This window comes from Clostridium sp. CMCC3677 (genome assembly GCF_023845585.1).
In the GTDB taxonomy this organism is placed as follows: Bacteria; Bacillota; Clostridia; order Clostridiales; family Clostridiaceae; genus Clostridium; species Clostridium aquiflavi.
On sequence record NZ_JAMQHS010000001.1, the window covers coordinates 444,184 to 462,203 of the forward strand.

An 18,020-nucleotide genomic window follows, 5' to 3' on the forward strand; every position below is an offset into this window, starting at 1 on the left:
CTAATTTAATGGAATTTTATTTGAATTTTATTAAGTTAGTTTTTTATTTTTAGATTATGTTTTAGCAGAGTGTTGATATATGTATATGCAAAATGGACGGAGTAATTGAACTTAGGAACACTAAAATGATTATAGTTCCACTTTACCTATTACATATATCAACACATATTTAAAACAAAAAATTATAAATAAATAGAAAATATTTAAAAAATATACATTTTAGTAAAATAAAATATTAATTAAGTAAAATTTCAAAAAACATTTTAAAAAATTATCCAATTAGTGTATATTTATAGTATGCATATAAAATCTGAACAGGGGGAACAAAAATGTATAAGATAGTTAGTAAAAGAGAGCTTACAAATAATATTTTTTTAATGGATATAGAAGCTCCAAGAGTAGCAAAATCAGCAAAACCTGGTCAATTCATAATAATAAAAAATGATGACAAAGGTGAAAGAATTCCTTTAACTATTGCAGACTATGATAGTAAAAAAGGAACAGTAACAATAGTTTTTCAAACTGTTGGAAAAAGTACAAAGGAATTAGCACAATATGAAGTTAATGATTATGTAAGTGACTTTGTTGGACCTTTAGGACAACCAACTGAATTCATTCATGAAGAGTTAGAAGAATTAAAAAAGAAAAATATTATTTTTGTAGCAGGTGGAGTTGGTGCTGCACCAGTTTATCCTCAAGTTAAATGGATGCACGAAAATGGTATTAATGTAGACGTTATAGTTGGTTCTAGAAATAAAGAACTTTTAATATTAGAAGAAGAAATGAAAAAGGTTGCAGGAAATTTATATATATCAACAGACGATGGAAGTTATGGATTTAATGGTAGAGTTACTGATTGTTTACAAAGCCTAGTTAATGACGGAAAGAAGTATGATCATGCAGTGGTTATTGGACCTATGATAATGATGAAATTTATGGCAGCATTAACTAAAGAACTTGGAATTAAAACAACTGTTAGCTTAAATCCTATTATGGTAGATGGTACAGGTATGTGTGGTGCTTGTAGAGTTACAGTTGGAAATGAAGTTAAATTTGCTTGTGTTGATGGTCCAGAATTTGATGGACATTTAATTGATTTTGATGAATCAATGAGAAGACAAGCTATGTATAAGAGTGAAGAAGGTAGAGCACAATTAAAGGTTGAAGAAGGAAATACTCATAGTCATGGTGGCTGTGGTTGCGGAGGTGATAAATAATGGATATGAAAGATAGAATGGTTAAGGTTCCTGTAAGAGAACAAGATGCAAAAGTTAGGGCAACAAACTTTGAAGAAGTATGTTTAGGATATAATGAAGAAGAAGCTAAAAAAGAAGCTTCAAGATGTTTAAATTGTAAGAATCCTAAATGTATAGAAGGATGTCCAGTAGCTATCAATATTCCAGGATTTATATCACATATAAAAGATAATAAATTTGAAGATGCAGCAAAGGAAATTGCAAAATATAGTGCACTTCCTGCTGTATGTGGTAGAGTATGTCCACAAGAAAGCCAATGTGAAGGTAAGTGTGTATTAGGAATAAAAGGTGAACCAGTATCAATTGGTAAACTAGAAAGATTTACAGCTGATTGGTCTGCAGAACACAATATCGACTTAAGTGAAACAGCTCCTTCAAATGGTAAAAAAATTGCAGTAATAGGAAGTGGTCCTTCTGGATTAACTTGTGCTGGAGACTTAGCTAAAAAGGGATATGATGTTACTATATTTGAAGCTTTACATAAAGCTGGTGGAGTTTTAGAATATGGTATACCTGAATTTAGACTTCCAAAGGAAAAAGTAGTTAAAAATGAAGTTGAAAACATTAAAAAATTAGGTGTTAAAATTGAAACTAATGTTATAATAGGAAAAACTATAACTGTAGATGAACTTTTTGAAGATGAAAAGTTTGAAGCCGTATTTATAGGATCAGGAGCAGGTCTTCCTAAATTCATGGGTATAAATGGAGAAAATGCAAATGGAGTATTCTCTGCAAATGAATTTTTAACAAGAGTTAACTTAATGAAAGCATATTTAGATGAATATGATACTCCTGTTAAGAATGGTAAAAAAGTTGCAGTAGTTGGTGGCGGAAATGTTGCTATGGATGCTGCAAGAACTGCATTAAGACTTGGAGCTGAAAGTCATATAGTATATAGAAGAAGTGAATCAGAGCTTCCAGCAAGAATTGAAGAAGTTCATCATGCTAAGCAAGAAGGAATAATTTTTGATTTATTAACTAATCCAAAAGAAATCTTAACAGATGAAAATGGATGGGTTAATGGTATGAGGTGCGTTAAGATGGAACTTGGGGAACCTGATGCATCTGGAAGAAGAAGACCAGTTGAAATTGAAGGATCAGAATTTATTATGGATGTAGATACTGTAATAATGTCACTTGGAACTTCACCAAATCCATTAATTTCTTCAACAACTGAGGGATTAGAAGTTAATAAGTGGAAGTGTTTAGTTGCAGATGAAAATGGCTTAACTACTAAAGAAGGTGTTTATGCAGGTGGAGATGCTGTTACAGGTGCTGCAACAGTAATACTTGCAATGGGTGCTGGTAAGAAGGCAGCAGAAGCTATAGATGAATATTTACAAAGTAAATAAATATTTAGTAAAATAAAAATGGTTGTATCAAATTACATTTATTTTAACTTATGGCTGTGCTTTAGTAGCGTATTGATATATACACATATTTAAAATAGAGCCTAATCTATAAAAGGGGATTCATTAAAATGTGAATCCTCTTTTTCAATGTACAGGGATTTTAAAATATGTATTTTTAGAAAATTTTTAGGGTTTTTAATCAAAATTTTCAAATTCAGTACTATTAACTAAAAAGCTTGAAATTTAGTTAAGCATCATTAAATAAGTGATATATCTTAATTTTAGATAATCTTAAAATAAGAATAAATCATCAGTAGAAAATGTAAGATATATTAAATCTCCTTTGTGAAAATTAATGAGATCTTTAGTAAGCCTAAAGTTTATTAAGTTAGAAGTTGTTTTATTAGGATTTTTAAGATATATTGTGTAATCAAATGGATTTTCTATTATATTTTCAACCATAAAAGGAAATGTATTAGCAATATTTTTATCATTACATAATGTTATATTATGTTCTCTTATACCAATGTAACTAATATTATTTATATCACAATTAGATTTTATAATATATTCATGTCCCCAGTCTTCAGCATAGATTTTATTATTATCAATTATTTTTATATGAGATATATTTTTGCAGCCAGTTAATCTTGCTTCGGCAAGCGATTTTGGAGCATTAAATAATGATTTTTTCTCTCTCATATTAAGAGCAGTACCATTATCATAGACAATTATATTATCACATACTCTATAGGCCTCTTCTATGTCATGAGTAACAAAAATAACAGTACCATCATAATTTTTTAGAATAGACAATAATTCTTTTTCCATGTTATGTCTAAGGTGATGATCTAAAGCTGAAAAAGGTTCATCTAAAAGTAGTATATCCGGAGAAGTAATTAAAGCTCTAGCTAAAGCAACTCTTTGTTGTTGCCCACCAGATAACTGCCAAGGATAATTTTTTTCTAATCCACTTAATCCAAATCTATTTATATATTTATTAACCAAATTATTAACATTAGCTTTTTTTGAATTTAATAGTCCAACTTTAATATTTTCTTCAACAGTCATATTAGGAAATAAAGCATAGTTTTGAAATAAAAAACCTATTTTTCTGTTTTTACATGAAATAGATATGTTTTTTTTTGAATCAAATAGAATAGTATCATTTAATATTATTTTTCCTTGTTCAGGCTTGTCTAAACCAGCAATACATTTTAAACTCATACTTTTACCTGAACCAGATGCCCCTAGAAATCCTAATATTCCTTTTTTATGATTAAATTCTACATTTAAAGAAATTGAAGATAATTCTTTTTTTATGTTTACATATAAAGACATATTACTTAATTCTCCTTCCAATGAGTTTAAGTTGTAAGTCTGACCAATAATTTAATAAAATAATCATAAATAATGATAGTGATACGATTATGATAACCCATAAAAGGGCTTTCTGCATGTCATCACCTTCCACTGCAAAAAATATTGCTAGTGGCATAGTTTGAGTTTTTCCAGGGATATTACCTGCAATCATTAAAGTAGCACCAAATTCCCCCATAGCTCTAGCAAAAGATAATACTAACCCTGCTATTATTCCAGGCCAAGATAATGGAATAGCAATTTTATAGAATATTTGTAATTCACTTAATCCCAGTGTTCTAGCAGCTGAAATGATGTTAGTGTCTATTTGTTCAAAGGCAGATCTAGTTGTTCTATACATCATTGGAAAAGAGACAACTACTGCAGCTATTACTGTGGCTGTCCAAGAAAATATTAAAGATTTATCAAATATTAAAAATAACTTTCCTATAAATCCATTTTTACCACATATAAGAAGTAAAAAGAACCCAACAACAGTTGGAGGAAGAATTAATGGTAAATTTAATAAACCATCAAGTAATCCTTTGAGTTTTCCATTAAAATTTGCTATCCAGTATGAAACAATAATACCTAATACAAAGGTAAGAGATGTCGCAACTAAAGATGTTTTTAAAGATATCCATAATGGTGAAAGGTCCATACCCATATTAATTCCTCCTCATAATTAATTAGTCTATAGATTTATAGCCATATTTTTCAAAAATATTTTTAGCATCATCTGTAAACAAAAAATCCTCAAATTGTTTTGCAGTATCAACTTGTTTTGTAACATCTGATTTTGATGTATTTTTTACTATAGAAATAGGATAAGTAATAGGAGAATGGCATGTTTCAGGAATAGTTTCAATTATTTTAGCATCTTTATTATTTAAAGCATCGCTTAAATAAACAAATCCAACATCAGCATTACCGGATATTGACCATGCTAGTACCTCTTTTACATCCTTTGCAAATACTAATTTTGATTCTATATCAGATTTTATGTTTAAATTATTGAAAGTCTCATCAGCATATTTTCCAGCAGGTACACTTGATGGTTCACCAGCTGCAATTTTTTTTACTTTATCGGTTTTTAAATCATTTATACTAGTAATAGTTGTAGACTTAGGACCAATAAGAACTAATTCATTTTTTACTAAATCTTTTTTTGTAGATTCAAGTAATAAATTTTCTTCATCTAATTTTTTCATTTGACTTTGACCAGCTGAAATAAAGATATCACAAGGAGCACCTTGTTCGATTTGTTGTTGTAAAGAACCTGATGAACCATAATTTATAACAAGATCAGCATTCGGTGCAATAGATTTGAACTTTTCTTGAATATCAGCCATAGCTTCTTTTAAGCTAGCGGCTGCTGAAATGTTAAGTTCTATTTTTTCAGAGTTGTTAGATTGAGCAGAACTATTTTTTGTTTCCTTTTTTGCACATCCTGAAAGTAATACGATACAAGATGTAACTGCTAATAATGCGATTAAAATTTTGTTTTTCATAAATATCTCCCCTTTTAACATTGTTTTGTATAGTTTTATTGAGTTTTACACTGTTTTGTATATTTTTAATAATTTTACCATTATTTAAGAATTGATTCAACAACATAATTGCTAAAATAACAAAATTTTCCTTGGTAAACATAATATTTTATAGCAACTATTATTTCTTAATGATAAAATTAATAAGAAGTGAAATATTCGTTAGAAAGATAAATAGCTTTCTATGAAATGTTACAACTAGATTATACAAGGGGGAGATTAATTGTGGACTCAGAAAGATCATTGACTGCACTTGAAGTATCAGAATTATTAAAAATAAATAAAAATACAGTTTATGAACTTGTAAAGAGAGGCGAATTACCTGGATATAAGATAGGAAAAAAATTAAGGATAGATGAAAAAGATGTTTTTGAATATATAAATGATCAAAAATCTTCTTCAAGAAATAGTAAGAATATCACAAACAACTATTTAAATAATAATGTGAATATAAATTCTGAATTTAAAGTAGAAAATGATATCATAATTTCAGGACAAGATATTATTTTAGATGTTTTAGCTCGTCATATTGAAGAAAAAACTGATAATATTAGAGTTTTACGTTCAAATGTTGGTAGTTACACGAGCTTGTGTGATTTATATAATGATAAGATATCAATATCGTCATCACATCTTTGGGATGGTGATACAAATGAATATAATACAGCTTATGTAAGACGATTAATCCCAGGAATTCCCTGCATAATAATTAATTTAGCTTATAGAAGACAAGGTTTTTATGTAGCTAAGGGAAATCCACATAACATAACAACATGGAATGATTTAATAAAAAATGATATAAGTATAGTGAATAGAGAAAAAGGATCAGGTACTAGAGTATTGTTAGATGAGAAGTTAAGATTATACAATGTTGAAGGCGAGTCTATTAAAGGTTATAACTTTGAACAATCTTCTCATTTAGCAGTAGCAAGCAGTATAGCTGTGGGGGATGGAGACTTAGGGATAGGAATAGAAAAGGTTGCCCATCAAGTGAGTGAGATTGATTTTGTACCTATACAAGAAGAACGATATGATTTGATTATAAAAAAATCCTCTTTAAAATATCCACTTTATAAGTTAATAATTGAGATAATTCAATCTAAAAAATTCAAAAAAGAAATCAAAGGATTGGGTGAATATGATTTAAGAGATATAGGTAAGATTCTTGCCGAAACTTAAAAGCTAGCATTAAGTTAAAAAATATATTAAATATTATTAGAATATATATTTTGGAGGAATTATGAATAATGTTACCATACAGGAACTTAGAAATTTAGAAATTTTTAAAAATATATGTGATGATTCTTTGAATAAAATTATTGAAATGGGAATTTTAATTAAATACCCTTCAGGGAGGCATATTTTTAGAGATAAAGAAGATGTGAAAAATTTATATGTAGTATTAAGTGGTACAGTATCATTGTATAAATCAAATGAATGTGGACATAAGAGAGCCATCTTTATTTTAGGAAAAGGTAAGATGATTAATGATGTTATAATACAGGAATTACCATCATCCATTAATTGTGAAGTTTTCGAAGAAGCAGAAATTTTAAGTTTCAATAAAGAGGAATTCTTGAAACTTATGGAAGTGGATTTTACATTAACCAAAAATGTAATGTGCTCATTATCAATGAAAGTAAGAAGGTTATATAGGCAGATTAAAAATTCAACAGGCGTTATAAAAATGGAAAAACGATTATGTGCAAAACTGTGGAAATTAAGCAAGGATTATGGAATTGAAAAAAACGGTGAAGTAGTAGTTGATAAAAAGATAACTATTACCTATTTAGCAGATTTATTAGGTTCGAAAAGGGAAACAATATCTAGGGCATTAAAAATATTATGTAATGAAAATTTAATTGAATATAAAAATAAGCAGATAATAGTAAGGAATCAGGAAAAATTATCGCAGTTTTTTAAAGCACCGTGATTAATATCACGGTGCTTTAATTCTTTAGAATATATACTTAGATTAATGGAAAGCATAATTTAAAATCGCAATTATGAAGGGAGATTTAATACGGTGTTTTGTGAAGAATTTAACAGTGTAGTAGTAGCTGCAAAAGCAAAGGTTAATTTACTAAAAAATAATAAATTAGGTTATTTTATTAGCTCAATGCTTGCAGGTGCTTATGTAGGAATGGGAATAATACTTATATTTACAATAGGTGGACTTTTAAGTAGTGCAGGATCACCATTTACTAAAGTAATTATGGGAGCATCTTTTGGAGTAGCACTTAGTTTAGTAGTAATGGCAGGATCAGAACTTTTTACAGGAAATAATTTTGTTATGACAGCAGGATCCTTAAGTGGTGAAGTAACTTGGAGTGATACACTTAAAGTTTGGGGGCTTTGTTTTTTAGGAAATTTAGTTGGATCTATAATTACAGGAGCTATGTTTTATTTAACAGGTCTTGCAACAGGTCCAGTAGGAGAGTTTATTGCTAGTACTTCAGCGGTGAAAATGAGTGTGCCTTTTTTACCATTATTAATGAGAGGTGTACTTTGTAATATACTAGTTTGCTTAGCTGTATGGTGTAGTTTTCGTTGTAAGAATGAAGTCGCTAAGTTAATTATGATATTTTGGTGTTTATTTGTGTTTATAACAGCTGGATTTGAACATAGTGTAGCTAATATGACACTTTTAACAGTAGGATTACTTTCACCAGGTGCAGCATATGTAAGTGTAATGGGATATTTATATAACATCATAGTTGTAACACTTGGAAATATCATTGGAGGAGCTATATTTTTAGCAGTTCCATACTATTTAATATCAAAAAAGAAGTAAGGGGATATCATTATGGGATATAAATTAAATAAAACTGATGTAAATAATATTTTTGATAATTTATCAAGAGAATATGATATATATGCGCCTAAGCTATTTCTAGGAGAAGGAACTTATTCTGATACAGATAGAATTAGGTATGGAAAGGTAGAAAATATAGATGAAATAGTTTTTGATAAAAAAGCTGAATATTCATCTAAAGAAATTTTATTACCAATATCTGAAACATTGTTCTTCTTTACAGAGGATGAGATAAAAGAAGCTAAGACTTCTAAAAAAGGTGCACTAGTATTTTTAAGAAGTTGTGATTTACATGCTATAAAACGTATGGATGATATTTATTTAAAAAATGGACATGAAGATTTTTATTATAAGAGATTAAGAGAAAAAACTAAGTTCATTTTAATTGGATGTGAAAAATCATTTGAAAAATGTTTTTGTGTAAGCATGGAAACTAATAAAACTGATGAATATGCGGCATATTTAAAAGTTATAGGTGACGAAGTATATATAGATGCTAAAGAAGAAGAATTCATAAAACTATTTTCAATTGGTGAAAATATAGAAGTGAAGCCTGACTTTGTAAGTGAAAACAATAAAAAGGTTTCAGTGCCAGATAATCTTTCATTAGATATTATAAATTCAAAAATGTGGGAAGATTATAGTGCACGTTGTATTGCATGTGGTAGATGTAATTTTGTTTGTCCAACTTGTACTTGCTTTACAATGCAAGATATATTCTACACTGATAATGGAAAAGCAGGTGAAAGACGTAGGGTATGGGCTTCATGTCAAGTAGATGGATTTACTGAGATGGCTGGTGGACATACTTTTAGAGCTGACAAAGGACAACGTATGAGATTTAAAGTTATGCACAAAGTATATGATTATAAAAAGAAATGGGGATATCACATGTGTGTTGGATGCGGTAGATGTGATGATATTTGTCCAGAATATATATCTTTCTCTAATTGCGTAAATAAATTAGAAAATGGAATGAAAGAGGTGTCTTCTAATGAGTAGAAATGAATATATTCCTTTTTTATCAGAAATTAAGGAAGTTATTAAACATACAGATATTGAATATACTTTCAGAATGGAATTTTCAGGCGATGTAAAACCAGGACAATTTTTTGAAGTATCATTGCCTAAGTTTGGAGAAGCACCTATTTCAGTAAGTGGTATTGAAGAAAATACTGTTGACTTAACAATAAGAAGAGTTGGAAAAGTTACTAATGAAATATTCAATAATTATGTAGGTGATAAATTATATCTAAGAGGTCCTTATGGAAATGGATTTGATGTAAATGAATATAAGGGAAAAGATTTAATTATTGTAGCAGGTGGGACAGGTTTATCTCCAGTTAAAGGTGTAGTTGATTATTTTGCAAATAATATAGATAAAATTAACAGTTTTACATTAATAGCAGGTTTTAAATCTCCTAATGACATTTTATTTAAATCAGATATAAAAGATTGGAACGATAAAATAAATGCTATTATTACAGTAGATAATGCTGATGAAAGCTATGATGGAAAAGTAGGATTGGTTACTAAATATATACCAGAACTTGATATAAAAGATTTAAATAATGTTGCTGTTATTGTAGTTGGACCTCCTATGATGATGAAGTTCACAGTTGCAGAATTTTTAAAACTTGGAATAGAAGAAAAAAATATATGGATTTCTCAAGAAAGAAAAATGTGCTGTGGAATAGGAAAATGTGGACACTGTAAAATAGATGATACTTATATTTGTTTAGATGGACCTGTTTTTAATTATTCAAAAGGTAAGTCTTTACTAGACTAGGAGGAGTTAATTATGGATTTAAATACAAAAAAAATCAAGAAAAATGCTTTTAGAGTTACTAAAGTAAGGGGATTAACTGCTTCTAGAGTTAGAGTTCCAGGAGGACATTTACAAGCAGATTTATTAGGCAAGATACAAGAAATATCGCAAATGTATGGTAATGGAAGTGTGCATATAACAACACGTCAAGGATTTGAAATACCAGGAATAAAATATGAAGATATTAATAAGGTAAATGAATTATTACAGCCAATTATAGAAAGTTTAGGTATAAATCAAGAAATACCAGGAAAGGGATATACATCTGCTGGAACTAGAAATGTATCAGCATGTATTGGTAATAATGTTTGCCCATTTGCAAATTATAATACAACTAATTTTGCTAAAAGAATAGAAAAAGCTATATTTCCCAATGATCTACACTTTAAGATAGCACTTACCGGGTGCCCAAACGATTGTGTAAAAGCTAGAATGCATGATTTTGGGATAATAGGAATGACTGAACCACAGTATGATAAAGAGAGATGTGTAAGCTGTGGGGCATGTGTAAGAGCTTGTAAGAAGAAGTCAGTAGATGCACTTAAAGCAGTAAATTATAAAGTAGTAAGAAATGAAGAAAAATGTATTGGATGTGGAGAATGTGTTATAAATTGTCCTACTGGTGCGTGGACAAGAAGTAAAGAAAAATATTATAAATTAGTTATAATGGGTAGAAGCGGTAAAAGAAACCCACGTCTTGCTGAAGATTTCTTAATTTGGTCAGATGAACAAAGTATAATTAAGATAATATTGAACACTTATAAATTTGTGGCTAAGTATATAGATAAAAGTGCTCCAGGTGGCAAAGAACATATAGGATATATCATCGATAGAGTAGGATTTGAAGAATATAAAAAGTGGGCACTAGACGGAATAGAATTCCCAGAAAAAACAATAGTAAAGCAATGTGTTTATTGGAATGGAGTACATTTTTAATTAAACAACTTAAAAATCTCTACAGAAATAAAACTGTAGAGATTTTTTAAACTTCATTTTAATTATGAAAGTTTTAAAAATTTTGCATTATTTTAAATGTGTGTTGATATTGTAATGCAAACATTAATTTAAAATAGAGCACAAAATTTGAAGAAATATTATTTATTACATAAATGATCTTGGACGTTCATTAAAGCTTCACCAAATCTTTGATAGTGTACAACTTCTCTTTCTCTTAAGAATTTTAAGACGTCTTTAATATCTTGTTCATCAGTTAATTGAATTAAATGTTCATAAGTTGCTCTAGCCTTTTGTTCTGCTGCCATATCTTCATGTAAATCTGCAATTACATCTCCTTTTGCTTGGATATAAGTTGCTGTCCAAGGGTTTCCAGTAGCATCAGTATAGAATAATGCTTTTCCATGATCAACATAATGTCCACCAAGACCTGCTTCTTTAAGTTCATCTAATGTTGCATTCTCCATAAGTTGATAAATCATAGTAGCAAGCATTTCTACATGCGCCATTTCCTCTGTACCTATATCAGTAAGTAATCCTTTGGATTTTCCAGTAGGCATTGTATAACGTTGATTTAAATATCTAAGTGCGGCACCTAATTCTCCATCAGGTCCTCCATATTGAGACATAAGATATTTTGCCATTGCAAGATCTTTACACTTTAAGTTTATTGGATATTCTAATGTTTTAACATAATACCACATAATCTTTTATTCCTCCTAATTTTCTTTTTCCCAAGGCCAAGATTTTTCTATCCAATAACGTGGATCTTCTTTAAAAGAAGTACCAAAATTAGTTAAAGGACCGAAATTTTTTTCGTATTCATTAGTTAAACAAGTTAATTTAGCTGATACTATATCATAGTCTTTTTTTGCATTTTCATTATCAGGAAAATTATCAAGGAATAAATTTAGATCAACAGCTGAAAATTGATAAATTCTTATACTATCTAATAAATCTTTTTCATACATAATATATCACCCCACATTAACATTTACTTTTTTTCTTTTCATTATAAGGTTCGTAAAGGTCTTTAAAAATAGTTCCTTTAACAAAGCCTTCTTTACATGTGAATAGATTTTCATAAGGTTGAGGCATTATATATGCACGTGCATATTCTTTTAATTTATAGGTACAATTATCATTTTTGTACATAAAATTTTTTCATCCCTTCATTTTGATTGCTTAATAAATATAATATGCATATAGAGAGATAAAGTGATTCTTGTGAAAAACATATATTTTTAAGTCTAAAATGTATGCAAATAAATATTAATTTTATCTTAAATTATACTTAAATAAAGAACATCTGTTTAATAATGCTATTATTAAGTAGATGTTTTTTATATAATTAACATATAATATAAAATGTGAAGGGGACTAATATGATAAAGTATAAAAAAACAGCACGTACATTAGCTTTAATATTATCTGTGTTTATTATAAATTCATTTATAAATTATAATGTATTTGCAAGTGAAGTAATTAAGCAGAGCAATAATGAAATAAGGCTACAAGACAACTTCTATGAAGCTGTTAATAAGGAATGGCTAAAAAAATCAATACTTAAACAAGATGAAGAAGCTAAAAGTACTTTTACTGAAACAAAGGATAAGGTTAATAATGACGCAAAAAGAATATTTAATGATTTATTAATTCATGAAGATAAATATTTAAGTAATACAGACGAAAAGAAGATAATAAATTTATATAATAATTCTATTAATATTTCAGAAAGAAATAATCAAGGTGCAGAACCTATAAAGAAATATACAAATAAAATAAAGGAAGCTAAAAATATAAATGAGCTTACAAAATTATTAGGCGATCCAACGATAAATATATTTAGTAATTTAATTAATTTTAGTGTTGGAAGCGATATTTATGATGAGAAAAACAATGCACTATATATTTCATCAACAAGATTAGTTTTAGGAGATTCAGATCAATATAGAAATGAAACAGATAAAACTAAAGATAATAGAGAAAATATGGAAAAATACTTAGTCAATATATTAATGTTAAGTGGATATTCTAGAGAAGAATCGATAATAAAAGTTAATAATTTATTTTATTTTGAAAATCAATTAGCACCATCTATTATAGGTGTTAATGAATTTGCAGAGTATTATAATAACCAAAAAAATAACTATAAAACTTATAAAATCAGTGATGTTAATGAACTTTCAAGTAATTTAGATTTATCATATATAATAAAAAACCTTGGATATGAAAATGTAGACAAAGTAATTTTATTTGAACCTAAATGGTTAAATAAATTAAATGAGTTATATAGTGAAGAAAATTTGCAAGTAATAAAAGATTATACTGAAGTTTGTATGATTTCTGCTGCAAGTAAATATCTAAGTGAAAATTTTAGAAATGAATATTTAGCTTTACAAAAATCATTATATGATATAGATAGTATATCATTAGAAGATGAAACTAAAGAACTTGTAAAAAAGAATTTCAATTCAGCTTTAAGTAAATTATATGTAGAAGAGGTCTTTAGTGAAGAGATAAAAAATGATGTGAAAAATATTACTGAAGAAATTATAAATACTTATTCAAATAGAATTAAAAATCTTGATTGGATGAGTGCTTCCACTAAAGATAACGCTATTAAAAAGTTAAAGAATATAAAAGTAAATATAGGCTATCCAGAAGAATGGACAGATTATTCAAATTTAGAAATAAAGTCATATAAAGAAGATGGATCACTTCTTGAAAATATAATAAATTTAGAGAAATTTTCATATAAACAACCTATAAGTTCTAGAGAATCATTTAACAAAATATCACCAGAAGATGTTAATGCATATTATGATGCTGAGTCTAATGAAATTACAATTCCAGCAGCTATATTGCAAAAACCGTTCTATGATATAAATGAAAGTAAAGAAAAAAATTTAGGTGGATTAGGAGTTATTATTGGACATGAAATTACTCATGCTTTTGATAATAATGGATCTAAGTTTGATGAAAATGGAAAAATAAAAAATTGGTGGAATGATGAAGATTATAAAAAATATGAAGATAAAATTAAAAGAATAGAAGAGGTTTATGGAAATATAGAAGCATTACCTGGGATAAAAGTGAATGGGGAAATTACTTTAGGTGAAAATATTGCGGATATTGGATCTATGACTTGTATGTTAGATATTTTAGATAAAATACCTAATGTAAATTATGATGAGTTTTTTAGAAATTTTGCTAGAGTATGGAGAGATGTAACTACTGAAGAATATAAAGTATTATTATTAAAAATAGACAGCCATTCACCTAGTGATATTAGAGTAAATACAGTATTACAACAATTTGAAAAATTCTATGAAATTTATAATGTAACTGAAAATGATGATATGTATATAAAAGTAAAAGATAGATTATCTATTTGGTAGAATAGAATTTTAGTAGGTTAAGTTTAATTACTATGATAAGTTTTACTTATAGATATACTAGAGAAGTGAGAGTATAGATAATTCTGTGTAAATACAAAATTATCTAATGTCTAGAGAGGTTAATGATTAGAATATAAATTTTAGTCATTAACCTCTATTATGTGCTTCCAATATCTTTTTGGCATCATTCTACTTTGTAATTTTAGATTTTTTCTTTCAACTATAGCTGTAGATTTGAAATATGTGCTCCAAAGTGTACCGTAGTTATCAGAATGTGTTTTCAATTTTTCATAATCTCTTAAATCAAGAGGAATTATTTCATAATTTATTTTATTATAAATTATTGCTTTTTCCCTATTCAAATCATGAATTATAAAGTATTCATTTTTAAATCTTTTCTTAAAATGGTCAGCTATAAGTTCTAATATATCATTATCAGGTTCAATAGAAGAATAGAAAAATTTATTATTTATAAGGTTGAATCTAATAAATCCTTTAAATCTATGACTTTCATAAGTTACTTTTTTATTAATGGTATCTATAAGCCTAATTTCATCAATATTTAAAAAAGAATGAACATCCTTGTTTAATTTAAAAGCAATTTTTAAATATTTAAGTAAGAGCATTTCTTTATTTTCGTAATTGCTTAAATATACAATATAGATTTTTTTTAGAGCTAATTTGTCTATTTTATAAATTATAGTATTTTGAACTTTCTCAGCAATATGAGAATTAGTATTTATATTAATAATTTCGCTTCCAAGCAAGGGTATATTATTTTTTTTACTACATATAAATAAATTTGTCTGATCATAATTAAAACTTTTATATAAAGCATTTAAAAGCCCAAAGAAAGTATCATCATATATTAGTATTTTCATAATTAAAAATCTCCATTTATAGAAGTTATTTTATCACTTAAGGTCTTAGTGTTCATTTCAAAAGAATCAAAAAATGATATTTGATTAATATTTATTTTGGAAGATGGTTTATAGGAATCTTCTAATAATTTATTTTTTATTATTAAATCATCAAAAGAAATATTTCCATAATATTTACCGTCACAAGTTATAAAATATTTAGATCTTTTTAAAATAACTCTTAATTTCTTCAAGTCTTCAAAAGTTAATCTATGAACTCTTCTGATCTTTAATATTTTTTTAGCAGAAGTAACACCAATACCAGGAATTCTTAATAATTTTTCATATGATGCAGTATTTATTTCTACAGGAAAATCATTTAAATTAGATAAAGCCCAAGAAGTTTTAGGATCAAAATTTAAATCAAAATTATCTGTACTATTTTTTAATAATTCATTTGCCCTAAATCCATAAAACCTAATTAACCAATCAGCTTGATAAAGTCTATGCTCTCTAAGAACAGGAGGATGACTTATCACAGGTAGAAGGGGATTATCTTTTACAACAGGAACATATGCAGAATAATAAACTCTTTTCAAATTATAGTTATCATATAATGCTTGCGATAAATTTAATATTTTAGCATCGCTTTCAGGGGTAGCACCAACAATTAATTGAGTGCTTTGCCCACCAGGAACAAATAAAGGTGTACTTTTTATGTTTTTTTTCATTTCTTTATAATTAATTATAGAATTTTTTATAGTATTCATAGGTTTTAATATACTATCTTTATTTTTTTGAGGAGCTAATAATTTTAAACTATCATTTGAAGGTAATTCTATATTTACACTCATTCTATCAGCATATTTTCCAGCTTCATTTATTAATTTTTGATCAGCGCCAGGAATCGCTTTCAAATGAATATATCCATTAAACTTCTCTTCTAGTCTTAATTTTTTCACAGTTTTAAGTAAAAGTTCCATAGTATAATTAGGATTTTTTATAATAGCAGAACTTAAGAATAACCCCTCTATATAATTACGCTTATAAAAATTAATAGTAAGGTTACATACTTCTTCAGGAGTAAAACTAACTCTTAAAAAATCTTTAGATGAACCATTTATGCAATATTTACAATCAAAAACACAATCATTTGAAAATAATATTTTAAGCAATGAGATACAACGTCCATCTGAAGTAAAACTGTGACATATTCCACTACTAGAAGCATCTCCAAGTCCATTGTTTTTATTTTTTCTTTTAGAACCTGATGATGAGCAAGAGACATCATATTTTGCTGCTCCAGAAAGAATTTTTAGCTTTTCCATTAATTCCATTTGTGTACACATCCTTATATATTAATCTAAACATATATCCTTAATAATATTATACACAAACATATGTTCCCATACAAGGGTTTTGAATTAGTGTATTTTAGGAAAAAAATGTGTGTTTTGTACTATTATATAAATAAATATATAACTTTATTTTTAGAATAAAATCTTAAATAAATTCATACCATAAAAGAAACTAAATTTTAATTATGTATATTAAAAAATCCATGTATTTGAAATATAAAAATTATATTTTAAAATTAAGAAGGAAAGAAATATTTAATTAGAGAAAATAAATAATATTAAGAATTTTATAGATAGGAGAATTTATATGGATAGTCTTATATTTGATTTAGACGGAACTTTATGGGATGCTACAGAAGCATTTTATATATGCTGGAATGAAGTTTTTTCAAAATACGATGAAACTAAGAAAGGAATGTCTCTTGAAGAAATTCAAAGTGTGATGGGAATGACAATGGATGATATATTAGAAAAGTTTTTCCCACAGTTAAGTGAAAAATCGAGAAAAGATGTAATAGATGAATGCACTAAAATTGAATTAAAGTATTTATTAAAAAATGGGGGTAAATTATATCCAGAGTTGCAAGATACAATAAAAGAATTATATAAAAAATATAAATTATTTATAGTTAGCAATTGTGTGGATGGCTACATACAATGTTTTTTAGAGGCGCATAATTTAAAAAAATATTTTCTGGATTTTGAAGATCCAAGTAGAACAGGATTAGAAAAAGCTGAAAATATAAAAATAGTAATGCAAAGAAATAAATTAAATAATCCAGCATATGTAGGGGATACTAAATGGGATGCAATAGCAAGTGAGAAAGCAGGAGTGCCATTTATATATGCTAGCTATGGATTTGGTGATTTAGATAAATATGATTATAAGATAAATAATTTAAAAGAGTTATTAAATATTAATAATATAAAATGTTAGTAAGATATTACAAGGGCTATATTTTAGGTTACAGTGATATATTTAATAGATAAAGTGCATCATAATTGGATTATATTCATTTTTAGTATTCCTAAGTTTAATAATTCAGTCTAATTTACTTATATATATCAATGATTTTTTTTACATTGCAAAAAAAGATATAAAATTAATCGATTTCATTAATTTTATATCTTTCTTAAATTGAAGATATTTATAGTAAAACTTATCTACTTTTTCTTTTAGCAGAGAATTTCTTATATAGTTTATAGATTAGTGCAACGGCAACTGAATATACCAATATAATACCGACTGTAAGTAACATTGATTTCATACGATCCATAATTAACACC

18 protein-coding genes are annotated in these 18,020 nt (G+C 27.2%); 10 read left to right on the top strand and 8 right to left on the bottom strand.

Annotated elements, in window-relative coordinates; translation table 11 throughout:
* Window positions 1-329: 329 nt before the first annotated feature.
* Together NG901_RS01775 and gltA are read left to right on the top strand one after the other, a co-directional pair.
* Window positions 330-1,217, top strand: coding sequence for a sulfide/dihydroorotate dehydrogenase-like FAD/NAD-binding protein (locus tag NG901_RS01775; RefSeq protein ID WP_252211965.1), 888 nt, complete (start codon window positions 330-332; stop codon window positions 1,215-1,217).
* Window positions 1,217-2,608: an NADPH-dependent glutamate synthase gene (gltA, locus tag NG901_RS01780; protein WP_252211967.1), complete on the top strand. Its 1,392-nt coding sequence runs from the start codon at window positions 1,217-1,219 to the stop codon at window positions 2,606-2,608. Before NG901_RS01775 ends, gltA begins: the two co-directional genes overlap by 1 nt.
* 291 nt (window positions 2,609-2,899) lie before the next feature.
* Here gltA and NG901_RS01785 read toward each other — a convergent pair whose 3' ends face one another.
* The 3 genes from NG901_RS01785 to modA are packed head-to-tail and all read right to left on the bottom strand — an operon-like array spanning window position 2,900 to window position 5,478.
* On the bottom strand, window positions 2,900-3,949 hold the full coding sequence (locus NG901_RS01785; RefSeq protein WP_252211968.1) for a sulfate/molybdate ABC transporter ATP-binding protein: 1,050 nt from the start codon (window positions 3,947-3,949) through the stop codon (window positions 2,900-2,902).
* 1 nt (window position 3,950) lies between these two features.
* Window positions 3,951-4,634: a molybdate ABC transporter permease subunit gene (modB, locus tag NG901_RS01790; protein WP_252211970.1), complete on the bottom strand. Its 684-nt coding sequence runs from the start codon at window positions 4,632-4,634 to the stop codon at window positions 3,951-3,953.
* 22 nt (window positions 4,635-4,656) lie between these two features.
* Window positions 4,657-5,478, bottom strand: a complete 822-nt coding sequence (modA, locus tag NG901_RS01795; RefSeq protein ID WP_205455222.1) for a molybdate ABC transporter substrate-binding protein — start codon at window positions 5,476-5,478, stop codon at window positions 4,657-4,659.
* Window positions 5,479-5,742: 264 nt separating this feature from the next.
* On the opposite strand from modA, the gene NG901_RS01800 reads away from it, so the two are divergent.
* From NG901_RS01800 to asrC, 6 genes are all read left to right on the top strand, one after another.
* Window positions 5,743-6,696, top strand: coding sequence for a substrate-binding domain-containing protein (locus tag NG901_RS01800; protein WP_205455221.1), 954 nt, complete (start codon window positions 5,743-5,745; stop codon window positions 6,694-6,696).
* A 61-nt stretch (window positions 6,697-6,757) separates the two neighbouring features.
* Window positions 6,758-7,450, top strand: a complete 693-nt coding sequence (locus tag NG901_RS01805) for a Crp/Fnr family transcriptional regulator (protein ID WP_205455220.1) — start codon at window positions 6,758-6,760, stop codon at window positions 7,448-7,450.
* A gap of 93 nt (window positions 7,451-7,543) precedes the next feature.
* Window positions 7,544-8,311 carry a formate/nitrite transporter family protein gene (locus NG901_RS01810; RefSeq protein WP_252211971.1) on the top strand — a complete coding sequence of 256 codons (768 nt, stop codon included), beginning with the start codon at window positions 7,544-7,546 and terminating at the stop codon, window positions 8,309-8,311.
* 12 nt (window positions 8,312-8,323) lie between these two features.
* Complete coding sequence (gene asrA, locus NG901_RS01815) at window positions 8,324-9,334, top strand: anaerobic sulfite reductase subunit AsrA (protein ID WP_205455218.1); 1,011 nt, start codon at window positions 8,324-8,326, stop codon at window positions 9,332-9,334.
* Window positions 9,327-10,121, top strand: a complete 795-nt coding sequence (gene asrB, locus NG901_RS01820; protein WP_205455217.1) for an anaerobic sulfite reductase subunit AsrB — start codon at window positions 9,327-9,329, stop codon at window positions 10,119-10,121. Before asrA ends, asrB begins: the two co-directional genes overlap by 8 nt.
* A gap of 12 nt (window positions 10,122-10,133) precedes the next feature.
* Complete coding sequence (gene asrC, locus NG901_RS01825) at window positions 10,134-11,096, top strand: sulfite reductase subunit C (protein ID WP_252211973.1); 963 nt, start codon at window positions 10,134-10,136, stop codon at window positions 11,094-11,096.
* A 158-nt stretch (window positions 11,097-11,254) separates the two neighbouring features.
* On the opposite strand, the gene NG901_RS01830 is transcribed toward asrC, so the two are convergent.
* Genes NG901_RS01830 through NG901_RS01840 form a run of 3 tightly spaced genes read right to left on the bottom strand, consistent with a single transcriptional unit; the run spans window position 11,255 to window position 12,269 of the window.
* A complete protein-coding gene (locus NG901_RS01830) occupies window positions 11,255-11,818 on the bottom strand; it encodes a manganese catalase family protein (RefSeq protein ID WP_012450300.1) in 564 nt (187 codons plus the stop codon).
* 15 nt (window positions 11,819-11,833) lie between these two features.
* Window positions 11,834-12,085, bottom strand: a complete 252-nt coding sequence (locus NG901_RS01835) for a spore coat protein CotJB (RefSeq protein WP_205455214.1) — start codon at window positions 12,083-12,085, stop codon at window positions 11,834-11,836.
* A gap of 16 nt (window positions 12,086-12,101) precedes the next feature.
* Window positions 12,102-12,269, bottom strand: coding sequence for a spore coat associated protein CotJA (locus NG901_RS01840; protein ID WP_252211975.1), 168 nt, complete (start codon window positions 12,267-12,269; stop codon window positions 12,102-12,104).
* 230 nt (window positions 12,270-12,499) lie between these two features.
* Between NG901_RS01840 and NG901_RS01845 the strand changes: the two genes are divergently transcribed.
* A complete protein-coding gene (locus NG901_RS01845) occupies window positions 12,500-14,515 on the top strand; it encodes a M13-type metalloendopeptidase (protein ID WP_252211977.1) in 2,016 nt (671 codons plus the stop codon).
* Between the two features lie 140 nt (window positions 14,516-14,655).
* Here the strand turns inward: NG901_RS01845 and NG901_RS01850 are convergent, their stop codons facing one another.
* Both NG901_RS01850 and NG901_RS01855 read right to left on the bottom strand, forming a co-directional pair.
* Entirely contained in the window at window positions 14,656-15,396 is a 741-nt protein-coding gene (locus NG901_RS01850) for a TIGR03915 family putative DNA repair protein (RefSeq protein WP_252211978.1), read from the bottom strand.
* A 2-nt stretch (window positions 15,397-15,398) separates the two neighbouring features.
* Window positions 15,399-16,712, bottom strand: coding sequence for a putative DNA modification/repair radical SAM protein (locus NG901_RS01855; protein ID WP_252211980.1), 1,314 nt, complete (start codon window positions 16,710-16,712; stop codon window positions 15,399-15,401).
* Between the two features lie 328 nt (window positions 16,713-17,040).
* On the opposite strand from NG901_RS01855, the gene NG901_RS01860 reads away from it, so the two are divergent.
* Window positions 17,041-17,670, top strand: coding sequence for an HAD family hydrolase (locus NG901_RS01860; protein ID WP_252211982.1), 630 nt, complete (start codon window positions 17,041-17,043; stop codon window positions 17,668-17,670).
* Window positions 17,671-18,020: the final 350 nt, after the last annotated feature.